General features: G+C 74.4%; 15 protein-coding genes. 6 read left to right on the top strand and 9 right to left on the bottom strand.

Features of this window, described 5'->3' with window-relative positions; genetic code table 11:
* Positions 1–5: 5 nt before the first annotated feature.
* The 3 genes from QK442_RS11300 to QK442_RS11290 form a co-directional block, all read right to left on the bottom strand.
* Positions 6–956 (bottom strand): DMT family transporter, encoded by a 951-nt coding sequence (locus QK442_RS11300; RefSeq protein WP_282693746.1) that lies wholly within the window; start codon positions 954–956, stop codon positions 6–8.
* 69 nt (positions 957–1,025) lie between these two features.
* On the bottom strand, positions 1,026–1,730 hold the full coding sequence (locus QK442_RS11295; protein WP_282693745.1) for a winged helix-turn-helix domain-containing protein: 705 nt from the start codon (positions 1,728–1,730) through the stop codon (positions 1,026–1,028).
* Positions 1,731–1,748: 18 nt separating this feature from the next.
* Complete coding sequence (locus tag QK442_RS11290) at positions 1,749–2,429, bottom strand: TetR/AcrR family transcriptional regulator (protein ID WP_282693744.1); 681 nt, start codon at positions 2,427–2,429, stop codon at positions 1,749–1,751.
* 58 nt (positions 2,430–2,487) lie between these two features.
* Between QK442_RS11290 and QK442_RS11285 the strand changes: the two genes are divergently transcribed.
* The 3 genes from QK442_RS11285 (at position 2,488) to QK442_RS11275 (ending at position 4,732) form a co-directional block, all read left to right on the top strand.
* Positions 2,488–3,639: an acyl-CoA dehydrogenase family protein gene (locus QK442_RS11285; protein ID WP_282693743.1), complete on the top strand. Its 1,152-nt coding sequence runs from the start codon at positions 2,488–2,490 to the stop codon at positions 3,637–3,639.
* A gap of 74 nt (positions 3,640–3,713) precedes the next feature.
* Complete coding sequence (locus QK442_RS11280; protein WP_282693742.1) at positions 3,714–4,004, top strand: YiaA/YiaB family inner membrane protein; 291 nt, start codon at positions 3,714–3,716, stop codon at positions 4,002–4,004.
* A 95-nt stretch (positions 4,005–4,099) separates the two neighbouring features.
* A complete protein-coding gene (locus tag QK442_RS11275; protein ID WP_282693741.1) occupies positions 4,100–4,732 on the top strand; it encodes a TetR/AcrR family transcriptional regulator in 633 nt (210 codons plus the stop codon).
* Positions 4,733–4,774: 42 nt separating this feature from the next.
* On the opposite strand, the gene QK442_RS11270 is transcribed toward QK442_RS11275, so the two are convergent.
* Positions 4,775–5,236, bottom strand: a complete 462-nt coding sequence (locus tag QK442_RS11270) for a MaoC family dehydratase (RefSeq protein WP_282693740.1) — start codon at positions 5,234–5,236, stop codon at positions 4,775–4,777.
* Between the two features lie 106 nt (positions 5,237–5,342).
* On the opposite strand from QK442_RS11270, the gene soxR reads away from it, so the two are divergent.
* A complete protein-coding gene (gene soxR / locus QK442_RS11265; protein WP_282693739.1) occupies positions 5,343–5,819 on the top strand; it encodes a redox-sensitive transcriptional activator SoxR in 477 nt (158 codons plus the stop codon).
* Between the two features lie 81 nt (positions 5,820–5,900).
* Here the strand turns inward: soxR and QK442_RS11260 are convergent, their stop codons facing one another.
* The 4 genes from QK442_RS11260 to QK442_RS11245 all read right to left on the bottom strand — a co-directional run bounded on the left by QK442_RS11260 (position 5,901) and on the right by QK442_RS11245 (position 9,983).
* On the bottom strand, positions 5,901–6,623 hold the full coding sequence (locus QK442_RS11260) for a 3-keto-5-aminohexanoate cleavage protein (protein WP_282693738.1): 723 nt from the start codon (positions 6,621–6,623) through the stop codon (positions 5,901–5,903).
* Positions 6,620–7,231: a hypothetical protein gene (locus QK442_RS11255; RefSeq protein ID WP_282693737.1), complete on the bottom strand. Its 612-nt coding sequence runs from the start codon at positions 7,229–7,231 to the stop codon at positions 6,620–6,622. The genes QK442_RS11260 and QK442_RS11255 overlap by 4 nt, the downstream gene beginning before the upstream one ends.
* Positions 7,232–7,371: 140 nt before the next feature.
* The gene (locus QK442_RS11250; RefSeq protein ID WP_282693779.1) at positions 7,372–8,604 is read right to left on the bottom strand and encodes a serine-threonine protein kinase; all 1,233 of its coding nucleotides are present in this window, start codon (positions 8,602–8,604) and stop codon (positions 7,372–7,374) included.
* Positions 8,605–8,738: 134 nt separating this feature from the next.
* On the bottom strand, positions 8,739–9,983 hold the full coding sequence (locus tag QK442_RS11245) for a DUF1343 domain-containing protein (protein ID WP_282693736.1): 1,245 nt from the start codon (positions 9,981–9,983) through the stop codon (positions 8,739–8,741).
* Positions 9,984–10,218: 235 nt separating this feature from the next.
* On the opposite strand from QK442_RS11245, the gene QK442_RS11240 reads away from it, so the two are divergent.
* Both QK442_RS11240 and QK442_RS11235 read left to right on the top strand, forming a co-directional pair.
* Positions 10,219–10,995, top strand: coding sequence for an SDR family oxidoreductase (locus QK442_RS11240; RefSeq protein WP_282693735.1), 777 nt, complete (start codon positions 10,219–10,221; stop codon positions 10,993–10,995).
* A gap of 84 nt (positions 10,996–11,079) precedes the next feature.
* Positions 11,080–11,673 carry a TetR/AcrR family transcriptional regulator gene (locus tag QK442_RS11235; protein WP_282693734.1) on the top strand — a complete coding sequence of 198 codons (594 nt, stop codon included), beginning with the start codon at positions 11,080–11,082 and terminating at the stop codon, positions 11,671–11,673.
* A gap of 9 nt (positions 11,674–11,682) precedes the next feature.
* Here the strand turns inward: QK442_RS11235 and QK442_RS11230 are convergent, their stop codons facing one another.
* On the bottom strand, positions 11,683–12,915 hold the full coding sequence (locus QK442_RS11230) for an acyl-CoA dehydrogenase family protein (RefSeq protein WP_282693733.1): 1,233 nt from the start codon (positions 12,913–12,915) through the stop codon (positions 11,683–11,685).
* Between the last annotated feature and the right edge of the window lie 2 nt (positions 12,916–12,917).

Genomic DNA, 12,917 nt, shown 5'->3' with positions numbered 1-12,917 from the left:
CTTTTCTACCGGCTTTCCTGCCGGTGGCGTTCCGTCTCCGGTGCCGGGGGAGCGGACGGGCGGGGGCGCGAGCGGGAGACCGCCACCCCCGCCAGGCACAGCGCACCGCCCACCAGCGTCAGCGGCCCGGGCAGCTCGCCCAGTACGGCCCAGGCCATCAGGACCACCAGGGCGGGTACGGCGTACGTGGTCGCGCCCATCCGCCCGGCGGTCGTCCGGGCCAGCGCGTACGCCCAGGTCGTGAAGGCGAGCGCGGTCGGGAACACCCCGAGGTAGACCATGCTCGCGGTCGCCGTCAGGGGCGCCCGCGCGGCCTCCGTCACCAGCTGTCCGGCGAAGGGGAGGCAGGCGACGGCGCCGGTCGCGCAGCCGAACGTCGTCACCTGGAGCGCGCTCGCACGGGCCAGCGCCGGCTTCTGCGCGACGACCCCGCCCGCGTACGCCACCGCCGCGAGCAGGCAGAGCACGACACCGAGCACCGAGGCGTGGCCGGCCTCGCCGGACATCGACAGGCCCACGGCCACCGCGCCCGCGAAGGACACCGCCATGCCGGCGAGCAGCCGCGGCGGCAGTGCCTCCTTCAGGAAGCGGGCGCCGAGCAGGGCGATGAGGATCGGCCCGACGTTGACCAGCATCGCGGCCGTGCCGGCGTCCACCTCCTGCTCGCCCCGGTTCAGGGCCACCATGTACACCCCGAACCAGAGCACCCCGGAGGCGAGGATCCCCGGCCAGGCGGCGCGGGGCGGCAGCCCCTCGCGCCGGGCCAGGAGGACGGCCCCGAGGACCGCCGTCCCGGCGAGCAGCCGCCCGAGGGCGAGCGCGCCGGGGGAGTAGGCGGCCCCGGCGCTGCGGATGGAGACGAAGGCGGACGCCCACAGGACGACGGTGACCCCGGCGGCGGCGAGCGCGAGCCGGGCGGAGGAGACGGTTCTCGGCAGGGAGACGGTTCTCGGCATGCCCCGACGGTAGGGCGCGCACCCTTCGGCCCTCACCGCAGTATCGCCGGCAGGCGCGGGAGGAGCGGGTCAGCGCAGGGCGTCCGCCTCGATGCCGAGCTCCCGCCGCAGCGCCCGCTCGCCGGCCGGGGTCACCTTCACCGCCCGCTCGGACCCGATCCGTACGCACCAGCCGCTGTCCAGCGCGTACGCGCAGAGCGCCGCGCCCGCCAGGCCCGCGAGGTGCGGGCGGCGCTCGGTCCAGTCCAGGCAGCCGCGCGCGAGCGGCCGCCGGCCCTTCGGTACGAGGGGGACGCCGAGGCCCGCGAACCACTCCAGGCCCCGGTCCGTGAGCGCGAACCCGGTGTCCTGGCGCAGCAGTCCGCGCGCGGTCAGCGCGTCCGTGACGGTGGTGCCGAGCCGCCCGGCGAGGTGGTCGTAGCAGGTACGGCCCCGGGCCATCGCCCGCCCGGCGCTCGCGGCCCGCAGCGACCGGGGCGGCTCGTCCGCGCCCGGCCCGGCGAGTCCGGCCAGCTCCTCCACGAGGTGCGCGATCCCGGGGCCGGCGAGCCGCACGTACCGGTGCCGGCCCTGCCTCTCCTCCGTCAGCACCCCGCCCGCGACCAGCTTCCCCAGGTGCTCGGTCGCGGTGGACGGCGCCACGCGCGCGTGGCGGGCCAGTTCCCCGGCCGTCCAGGCCCGTCCGTCGAGCAGGGCGAGCACCATCGCGGCCCGGCTCTCCTCCGCGAACAGCGCCGCGAACGCGGCGAGAGCAGCGGCATCGGTGGCTTCCATGGAGTCAGCGTCCCGCACTCACGCTTCGGTCCCGCCCGAAACGTGGACGTGCTTCTCGTGCTTCTCGTACTGCGCCCCCAGGCCGTCGAGCAGCGCGCGCAGGCCCGTCGTGAAGGCGCCCTCGTCGACCTTCTCGCGGTGCTCCGCGAGGCGGTGCGCCTGGCCGAGGTGGGGGTAGTCGGCGGGGTCGTACGCCGACTCGTCGTCGACGAAGCCGCGCGCGAAGGAGCCGAGGGCCGAGCCCGTGACGAAGTACCGCATCAGGGCGCCGATGTGGGTGGCCTGGGCGGGCGGCCAGCCGGCCCGGACCATCGCGCCGAAGACCGCGTCGGCGACCTTGAGGCCGGCCGGGCGGCGGCCCGGACCCCGGGCGAGGAGCGGGACGAGGTGCGGATGGTCGGCGAGGGCCGCCCGGTAGGAGAGCGCCCAGTCGTGGAGGGCGGTGCGCCAGTCCCGGGGGTCGTCAGGATCGAACATCGACAGGTCGATCTTGGCGCTCACCGCGTCCGCGACCGCGTCCAGGATCTCGTCCTTCGTGCGGAAGTGGTTGTAGAGCGAGGGCCCGCTCACCCCGAGTTCGGCCGCGAGCCGACGGGTCGAGAGGGCGTCCAGGCCCTCCTCGTCCACGAGCCTGCCCGCCGTCTCGACGATGCGGTCTCGGCTGAGCAGGGGCTTGCGCGGTCGGGCCATGGCGCACATAGTAGGCCTGCACTGAAAAACTAGCAGTGGTAATTAAGTGGAGGGGTGAGGTGGCACCGTGGATCTGGCGCTGAGCGAGGAGCAGGAGGACGTACGGCGGCTCGCCGAGGACTTCGTCGCACGCGAGGTCACCCCGCACGCGGCCGCGTGGGACCGCGCCGAGGAGGTGGACCGGGGGATCGTCAAGAAGCTCGGCGCCCTCGGCTTCCTCGGGCTCACCCTCCCCGAGGAGTACGGCGGTTCGGGCGGCGACCACCTCACGTACTGCCTCGTCACCGAGGAACTCGGACGCGGCGACTCCTCCGTGCGCGGCATCGTCTCCGTCTCCCTCGGACTCGTCGCCAAGACCATCGCGTCCTGGGGCACCGAGGAGCAGAAGCGGACCTGGCTGCCCGGGCTCGCCTCCGGCGACGCCCTCGGCTGCTTCGGCCTCACCGAGCCCGGCACCGGCTCCGACGCGGGCAACCTCGGCACCCGCGCCGTCCGCGACGGCGGCGACTACGTGATCGACGGCGCCAAGATGTTCATCACCAACGGCACCTGGGCCGACGTCGTCCTGCTCTTCGCCCGCACCGGCGACACCCCCGGGCACCGGGGCGTCTCCGCCTTCCTCGTCCCCGCCGACACCCCCGGCCTCACCCGCCGCCCCGTCCACGGCAAACTCGGCCTGCGCGGCCAGGCCACCGCCGAACTTGCCCTGGAGGGCGTGCGCGTCCCGGCCTCCGCGCTGCTTGGTCCCGAGGGGAAGGGCTTCTCCGTCGCCATGTCCGCCCTCGCCAAGGGCCGCATGTCGGTCGCCGCCGGCTGCGTCGGCATCGCCCAGGCCGCCCTCGACGCCGCCGTGCGGTACGCGGGCGAGCGCGAGCAGTTCGGAAAGCCCATCGCCTCGTACCAGCTCGTCCAGGAACTCCTCAGCGACATCGCCGTCGACGTGGACGCGGCCCGGCTGCTGACCTGGCGGGTCGCCGACCTGATCGACCGGGGCGAGGACTTCGCCACCGCCGCCTCCAAGGCCAAGCTGTACGCCTCCGAGGCCGCCGTCCGCGCCGCGAGCAACGCCCTCCAGGTCTTCGGCGGCTACGGCTACATCGACGAGTACCCGGTCGGCAAGCTGCTGCGGGACGCCCGCGTGATGACCCTCTACGAGGGCACCAGCCAGATCCAGAAGCTCATCATCGGCCGGGCGCTCACGGGGGTCTCCGCCTTCTGAGTTCCGCGCCCCAGGCGTTTTCTGAGTATCCGGGCGGATGTGGCGTCGGCCACATCCACCCGATGCTTTTCCGCATGAGCGAGTCACAGGTCAAGCAGCAGAACACCAGCGCCTACCACGCGCAGGCCGTCGCCTCCTTCGCGGTCGCCCTCGCCGCCGTCGGCATCGGGATCTACCAGCTGGAGGCGAGCGCCTGGGTGCGCGCCTTCCTCGCGGTCTCCGTCCTCTACCTCACCACCTCCGCCTTCACCCTCGCCAAGGTGGTCCGCGACCGGCAGGAGTCGGAGCGGATCGTCAGCCGGGTGGACCAGGCGCGCCTGGAGAAGCTCCTCGCCGAGCACGACCCCTTCCAGCAGAAGCTCTGAGCCCGGCGGAGGCCCTGGGTCCGACAGAAGCTCTAAGCGCTTGCTCAGCTTCGTTGTATGGTGTTCGTCCCGACCGGTCCGAGGAGGAGTGTGGGATGAGCACGGCGGAGCAGACGCCCGGCGGCGAGGACGTGCCCTGGGGTGAGGTCACGCCCGAGGCCGCCCGGAGGCTGCTGGTCGCGGCCGTCGAGGCCTTCGCCGAACGCGGCTACCACGCCACCACCACCCGCGACATCGCCGGCCGCGCCGGGATGAGTCCGGCCGCGCTCTACATCCACTACAAGACCAAGGAGGAGCTGCTCCACCGGATCAGCCGCATCGGCCACGACAAGGCCCTGGAGATCCTCCGGGCCGCCGAGACCCGTGAGGGCTCCGCCGCCGACCGGCTCGCCGACGCCGTGCGCTCCTTCGTCCGCTGGCACGCCGAGCACCACACCACCGCCCGGGTCGTCCAGTACGAGCTGGACGCGCTCGGCCCCGAGCACCGCACCGAGATCGTGGAACTGCGCCGCGAGACCGACGCCACCGTGCGCCGGATCATCGAGGAGGGCGTGGCGACCGGCGAGTTCGCCGTGGAGGACCCGCCGGGCACCACCGTCGCCGTGCTCTCCCTCTGCATCGACGTGGCCCGCTGGTTCAATCCCCGGGGCCGCCGGACGCCCGACGGGGTCGGCGCGCTCTACGCCGACCTCGTGCTCCGCATGGTGGGACACCGGGCCCAGAAGTAGCGCACGGAGGCGGTGCCCAGAAGTAGTGCCCGGGGGCAGTGCTCAGAAGTAGTAGCGCGAGACCGACTCCGCGACGCACACCGGCTTGTCGCCGCCCTCGCGCTCCACGGTCACCTTCGCGGTGACCTGCACCCCGCCGCCGGCCTCCTCCACCTTCGTCAGCACCGCCGTGGCCCGCAGCCGCGAGCCGACCGGCACCGGCGCGGGGAAGCGCACCTTCTCCGTGCCGTAGTTGAGACCCATCTTCATGCCCTCGACCCGCAGCACCTGCGGCACGAACAGCGGCAGCAGGGAGAGGGTCAGATAGCCGTGGGCGATCGTCGAGCCGAAGGGGCCCGAGGCGGCACGCTCGGGGTCCACGTGGATCCACTGGTGGTCGCCGGTGGCCTCGGCGAAGAGGTCGATCCTCTTCTGGTCGATCTCCAGCCAGTCGCTGTGCCCCAGCTGCTCGCCGACCCCCGCGCGCAGTTCCTCTGCGGAGGTGAAGATCCTCGGCTCGGCCATGTCCCTGGTCCCTTCTCTACGGCATACCGAACGGTTTGTGTCCAAGCGCTTGCTCAGCATGTGGGGTGAGGGTCGCGCTGTCAACGGACCAGTTAGGGTTCGAGGGGTGCCGCAGATTCCAGAGAAGATCCACGAACTCACCGTCGGCCAGCTCTCCGCCCGCAGCGGCGCCGCCGTCTCCGCCCTCCACTTCTACGAGGCCAAGGGGCTCATCAGCAGCCGCCGCACCGCCGGCAACCAGCGCCGGTACGGGCGTGACGCCCTGCGGCGGGTCGCCTTCATCCGCGCCGCCCAGCGCGTCGGCATCCCCCTCGCCACCATCCGCGAGGCCCTCTCCGCGCTTCCGGAGGAGCGCACCCCGACCCGCGAGGACTGGTCCCGGCTCTCCGCCGCCTGGCGCACCGAGCTCGACGACCGCATCAAGCAGCTCGGCCGGCTCCGCGACCACCTGACGGACTGCATCGGCTGCGGCTGCCTCTCCCTGGAGACCTGCGTCCTGTCCAACCCCGACGACGTCATCGGCGAGAGCATGGCCGGCTCCCGCCTCCTCCCGCTGCGCAAGGAGAACCAGGGCGCCTCCTAGGAACCGTCCGCCCTCCCCGGGCCCCGTCCCGCGCCCTGGGCTCCCCGGCCCTGTCCGCTTTCCCCGGCCCGTCCGGCCCTCCTAGGGCCCGTCAAGGAGTGCCGCCCGCACCTGCTCCGCCGTGGAGCGGGCGCGGCGGCCGTCCGGCAGGAACAGGGTGTCCTCCAGGCCGATCCGCCCGGCCAGACCGAGCCGCCGGGCCAGCCGCGCCACGGGCCAGGCCGCCGCGCCGGTCCCGCACAGCAGGACCGGCGCCCCGCCGGGACCGCCCGGCAGCGCCCGCGCCCACGGCTCGGCCTCCGCCGCGGCCGTCTCCGGCACCTCCGCCGCGATCCGCCGCACCCGGTCCGCCAAGGGGGAGCGGGCGAAGAGCGCCGGTCCGGCCGTGCCGGCCCGCAGCCCCGCCTCCACGGCCACCCCGGCCGCCAGCAGCGCCTCCGCCGTCTCCTCGGCGCCCGGCTCGTGCCAGGCCACCCACGCCAGCTCCGGAAGGAGCTCCCAGGACCGGATCCGCGCGACCCTGCGCTCCGGATCGGGCTCCGCCCACGCGTCGGCCGCCACCGACACCGGTACGCCGACCAGGCCGCGTACGGCCGTCAGCGCGGGCCCCACCACCCGGGGCGACAGCGAGCCCCCGCCGCAGGGTGTCCTGGGGCGGATCCGCACCTCGCGCGCCCCCGCCGCCACCGCGTCCGCCGCGGCCGCGGCGAGCCCCGCCGGGTCGCGCGGCACCGCCGCCGACTCCTCCGCGTCCCAGGTGCCGTTCAGCGCGGCCTGGAGCAGCGGCGCCCCCGGCCGGGTCACGCCGCGGGGGCCAGCGGGCGGCTGTGCCTCTCCCGGGCCCGGGCCAGCGCCCCCGGCGTGAGGACCGCCGGGGGCACCTCGACCCCGCAGTTCGCGCACACCGGTCCGTACCACGGCTCGTCCCCCGGGGCGCCGCCCCACACGAGCTCCGCCCCCTTGCACACCGGGCACGCCTCGCCCGGACCGTCCTCCAGCGCCGTCACAAGGCGCCGTATCACCTCGGGCAGCGGCTCCGCCGGGTGGACGGCCGGATCGCCGCACCGCACCACGCCGTTGCCGCCCCACACGTCCCGGTGCCAGTCGTCCGTCGCCCCCAGTCTCCGCAGCCCGCCGTGCTTCTCGCGCCGGCGCCGGGCGGCGAACTCCCTCTCGTACGCGAGCCAGACCGCCCGCGCCTCCTCCAGCTCCTCCAGGGCGGCCACCAGGCGCGCCGGATCGAGCTCCCGGTCGTCGGGACCGAACCCGTGCCTGCGGCACAGATGGTCCCAGGTCGCCCGGTGCCCGTAAGGAGCGAACCGCTCCAGGCACTTGCGCAGCGAGTATCTGCGCAGCGCCGTGTCACAGCCCTGATCGCGCACCTGTCTCGCGAGACTCCGGAAACCGGCCATCGCTCGCCACCTCCGTCGCTGGTCCTTCGCGGTCCTTCGCGCATCCGCGGTTACCAGAGGGACGAACGGCGCCGCCGCCGTGTTCCGCCCGGAGCCGGAACGGGCGTCTTCTGGCGAGAAGACGCCACTCCGGCCGTGCGTTACCGGCGGCCGATCCGGGCCGCCGAGACCACCACCCGGGCCAGCTCGGGCCGCCGGACGTCGCTGTGCGAGCGGACCGCCTCCGCCGCGTCCACGCTCACACAGCCCGAGGCCGGAACACCGTCCCGCAGCACCGCCGCCAGCGTCCGCCGCGCCGCCCCCGGCACGCCCTGGACGCCGTCCCAGCCGATCGCCCCCCACCGCGGGTCGCGCGCCGCCAGCCGCCCCAGCGGCCCCGCCAGGGACGCCGAGTCCCGCGCCGCCCGGGAGGCCAGCGGGTACATGACCCCGAGGGCGGTGTCGTGGTGCGAGTGGCAGGCCACCACCGGCCCCCGCACCCGCAGCTGCATGTCCCTGAGCGCCCCCGAGCGGGCCGGGTCGTGCGGCAGCCGGGCCGCGAACGCGTAGTGCGAGAAGGCGCCCTGGAGCAGCGTCAGCGAACGGACCGGCCGGTGCGCCCCCGGCAGGCCGCGCAGCGCGTACGCGACGAGCCGGGCGCCCATGCTGTGCCCCACCAGGTGCACCCGCAGCCCCGGCGCGGCCCGCGCCACCTCCGCGAGCAGCGGCCCGAGCCCCCGCTCGCCCACCTGCCCCGCCCGCCGCTTCATCACGTAGTACGTCGCCTGCCGCATCGCCTCCCGGCCGCCCTTCCAGAGCCGCCCGAGCCCGTCCCCGAAGGCCGCCTCCGGCACCGGCGCCCCGGCCTCCTGCGCCCCGGCCTCCTGCGCCTCCGCCTCCAGTGCCTCGGTGAACGCGGCGCAGACCTCCACCGGATCCGCCACCAGGAACTCCGGCACGCCGCCGGCCGCGGCGAGACCTTCGCCGCCCACGTCCGCCAACTCCCGCAGCAGCGCCCCGAACTCCCGGAACGCCGGCTCCTCCGGCGGTGCGAGCACCAGCAGCTCGGTGAGCCGGACGAGCGTCCGCTCCTTCTCCGGCAGCGTCGTCACCAGCGCCCGGAAGTCCGGCACCGGCTCGTCCGTGAACATCATCGAGGGCCAGATCACGCCCGCGTACCCCGCCTCCACCCCCGGTGCGAGCAGCCCCGGGAAGGGCGCGAAGAAGTCCGAGTACCACCGGGTGGCCCCGGACGGCGAGTTGTTCCAGCCGTGCGCGAACACCACCAGGTCCGTCACCCCCCGCCGCGCCAGGGCGACCAGCCCGGCCGCCTGCCCGGCCGGGCCGTCCCCGTCCTTGTCGAAGACGATCTCCCGGTACGGCTCCACACTCATCCCGCTCACGGCCCGCCCGTCCCTCCCCGTCGAGGAAGCGCCCCGGGGTCCGCGTCCCGCAACCCCCGGGCAGCATGCCCGGATCCGGCCGCTCTCAGACCTCGACGGAGGACCTCACCGGCAGGCCCCGGCTCTCACCGGTACAGCAGATGCTCCCGCCGCACCGCCCGGAAGGCCGCCAGGTCCTCGGCCCACGCGCCCGTGACCTCGTCGGTGTCCGCGCCGGCGTCGATCAGGGTGCGGACACGGGTCGAGCCGGTGAGCTTGTCGATCCAGTGGTCGGGGCGCCAGGCGAAGCCGGACCAGGAGCGGCGGGCGGTGACCAGGAGGGCGATGCCGGTGCGGACCGGGTCGAAGGCCACGCGGTCGTGGACGTGCAGCTGGACGCCGCCGACCGTACGGCCCTGGAACTTGGAGAAGACGGGGGCGAAGTACGCCTCGCGGAAGCGGACCCCGGGCAGCTCCAGGGCGTTCGCCGCCTCCGCCCAGCGGCGGTCGATCCCCTCCGCCCCGAGGAGTTCGAAGGGGCGGGTGGTGCCCCGGCCCTCGGAGAGGTTGGTGCCCTCGAAGAGGCAGGTGCCGGAGTAGACGAGGGCGGTGTCGGGGGTCGGCACGTTCGGGCTCGGCGGCACCCAGGGCAGCCCCGTGGCGTCGAAGAGGTCCGCGCGCCGCCACCCCGTCATCCGTACCGTCTCCAGCTCCACCGGCCGGGCCAGGAACTCGGCGTTGAAGAGCAGGGCCAGCTCCGCCACCGTCATCCCGTGCGCCTGCGCGATCGGCTCGCGGCCGACGAAGGTGGCGAAGGCCCGGTCGAGGACGGGGCCGAGGGCCTCCCGGCCGCTCACCGGGTTCGGGCGGTCCAGGACCACGAACCGCTTCCCGGCCAGCTCCGCCGCCGCCATGCAGTCGTACAGCGTCCAGATGTAGGTGTAGAAGCGGGCGCCCACGTCCTGGATGTCGAAGACGACGGTGTCGACGCCGGAGGCCGTGAAGACGTCCGCGAGCGCCTGCCCGCTCTTCAGATACGTGTCGTACACCGGGAGACCGGTGGCGGGGTCGTCATGCCGGCCCTCCGAGCCGCCCGCCTGCGCGGTGCCCCGGAAGCCGTGCTCGGGGCCGAACACGGCCACCAGGTCCACCCGTTCGTCGGCGTGCATGACGTCCACCAGGTGCCGGGCGTCCGGTGTGACACCGGTCGGGTTGGTGACCACGCCGACCCGTTCGCCGGCCAGCAGGGCGTACCCGTCCGCCGCGAGGCGCTCGAAACCGGTCCGTACGCGCGCGTGCGCCCGCTCCGGGCCGCCCGAGGCCGCGGCAGGGGCGGCCGTCACGGCCAGCGCCCCTCCGGCGGCCAGCAGACCCCGACGCGACAGCTCCACCGGCCTCATGCGTCCACCGGCCTCATGCATCCACCCGCCTCATGCGTCCACCCGCCTCATGCGCTCATCCGCCTCATGCGTGACACGGCCACGCAGGCTAGCGCTCCTGACGACCCGGGGGAACGAGGCGTGCGGAAGCCCCCGGCGCGTCCTCACGGTCTTCCACCCGTCCATACCGACCGGTTAGTCTGCCCGCTGTCAGACCGTGAGCCGAGCCGAACCAGCTGGAGGGTCCATGAACGCGGGCACGCACGAGGTCCGGGGCGCCGGCGTCGTCGTCACCGGAGCGGGCGGCGGCATCGGCGCCGCCCTCGCCCGGCGCTTCGCCGCCGAGGGCGCCCGGGTCGTCGTCAACGACCTCGACCCGGTCCGCGCCAAGGCCGTCGCGGACGAGCTCGGCGGCACCGCCGTCCCCGGCGACGCCTCCGCGATCGTCGACGAGGCCCGCGACGCCCTCGGCGGCACCGTCGACATCTGGTGCGCCAACGCCGGACTCGCCTCCGCCGGCGACGCCTTCGCCGACGAGGCCGTCTGGGCCGCCGCCTGGGACGTCAACGTCATGGCCCACGTCCGCGCGGCCCGCGCCCTGCTCCCCGACTGGCTGGAGCGCGGCACCGGGCGCTTCGTCTCCACCGTCTCCGCCGCCGGCCTGCTCACCATGATCGGCGCGGCCCCGTACAGCGTCTCCAAGCACGGCGCCTACGCCTTCGCCGAATGGCTCTCCCTCACCTACCGCCACCGCGGCCTGAAGGTCCACGCCATCTGCCCGCAGGGCGTCCGCACCGACATGCTCGCCGCCACCGGCTCGGCCGGCGACCTCGTCCTCGTCCCCACCGCCGTCGAGCCCGAGACCGTCGCCGACGCCCTCCTCGACGCCATCGCCGCCGACCGCTTCCTCGTCCTCCCGCACCCCGAGGTCGCCGACTACTACCGCAACCGCGCGGACGACCCCGAGCGCTGGATCGGCGGCATGAACAAGCTCCAGCGCCACTGGGAGGCGGGCGCGCGGTAGCGCACCCGGCGACGGATGGGAAGATCTACCGAAGGACACCCCGACCGCCAGGGGCGGGGACGACGGACCGGAAGGCGGCGGAGCATGGCCAGGACGACGGACGCGGACGGCTCTCCCGTCCCCCAGAGGCTCCTCGCCGCCGCCACCCGGCTCTTCGCCGAGCAGGGCTACGACCGCACCTCCGTCCAGGAGATCGTCGAGGCGGCGGGCGTCACCAAGGGCGCCCTCTACCACTACTTCGGCTCCAAGGAGGACCTCCTCCAGGAGGTCTACGCGCGCGTGCTCCGCCTCCAGCAGGAGCGGCTCGACGCGTTCGCGGACGCCGACGCGCCCGTCGAGGAGCGGCTGCGCGACGCCGCAGCCGACGTCGTCGTCACCACCATCGAGAACCTCGACGACGCCTCGATCTTCTTCCGCTCCATGCACCACCTGAGCCCGGAGAAGAACAAGCAGGTCCGCTCCGAGCGCCGCCGCTACCACGAGCGCTTCCGCGCCCTGGTGGAGGAAGGCCAGCGGGCGGGCGTCTTCTCCTCCGCCACGCCCGCCGACCTCGTCGTGGACTACCACTTCGGCTCGGTGCACCACCTGTCCACGTGGTACCGCCCGGACGGCCCTCTGACCCCGCAGCAGGTCGCCGACCACCTCGCCGACCTCCTGCTGCGGGCCCTGCGCCCGTAACACCGGGTCCTACAGGTACTTCTTCAGCTCGCGGCGGGCCAGCGACCGCTGGTGGACCTCGTCCGGCCCGTCCGCGAGCCGCAGGGTCCGTGCCGCCGCCCACAGCTCGGCGAGCGGGAAGTCCTGCGAGACGCCGCCGGCGCCGTGTGCCTGTACCGCCTTGTCGACGATGTCCACCACCGCGCGCGGGGTGGCGATCTTGATCGCCTGGATCTCGGCGTGGGCGCCCTTGTTGCCGACGGTGTCCATCAGCCAGGCCGTCTTGAGGACCAGGAGCCGCAGCTGCTCGATCGTCACCCGCGCGTCCGCGATCCAGTTCCGCACCACGCCCTGCTGGGCGAGGGGCTTGCCGAAGGCCGTACGGGAGACGGCCCGCCGGCACATCAGCTCCACGGCCCGCTCGGCCATGCCGATCAGCCGCATGCAGTGGTGGATCCGGCCGGGCCCGAGCCGGGCCTGCGCGATGGCGAAGCCGCCGCCCTCCTCGCCGATCAGGTTCGCGGCCGGGACCCTGACCCCGTCGAAGACCACCTCGGCGTGGCCGCCGTGGTAGTGGTCCTCGTAGCCGTACACCCGCATCGCCCGGCGCACCTCGACGCCCGGGGTGTCGCGCGGGACGAGGATCATCGACTGCTGGCGGCGCGGGTCGGCGCCGTCGGGGTCGGTCTTGCCCATGACGATGAAGATCCGGCAGTCGGGGTGCATCGCCCCGGAGATGTACCACTTGCGCCCGTCGATCACGTACGAGTCGCCGTCCCGCCGGATCCGGGTCTCGATGTTGGTCGCGTCGGAGGAGGCCACCTCGGGCTCGGTCATCGCGAAGGCGGACCGGATCTCGCCCGCGAGCAGCGGCTCCAGCCACTGCTTCTTCTGCGCCTCGTCGGCGAACTCGGCGAGCAGCTCCATGTTCCCGGTGTCCGGGGCCGCGCAGTTGAGGGCGGTGGGGGCGAGCTGCGGGCTGCGGCCGGTGATCTCGGCGAGCGGGGCGTACTGGAGGTTGGTGAGGCCGGCCCCGTACTCCTCATCGGGCAGGCTGTGCTGGTCTACGAAGAAAAGGTTCCACAGGCCCTGCCGCCGGGCCTCGGCCTTCAGCTCCGCCACCACCGGCGGCTCGTCCCAGGGCGAGGCGAGCCCGGCCCGCTGCTCGTGCGCGACGGCCTCGGCGGGGTACACGTGCTCGTCCATGAAGGCGAGGAGCCGGGCGCGCAGCTCCTCGGTGCGGGCGTCGTAGGCGAAGTCCATGG

The sequence above is a fragment of the Streptomyces sp. CC208A genome, from assembly GCF_030010625.1.
Classification (GTDB): Bacteria; Actinomycetota; Actinomycetes; order Streptomycetales; family Streptomycetaceae; genus Streptomyces.
Note: the sequence above shows the minus strand (reverse complement) of the source record. Positions and strands in the feature narration are given on the sequence as shown.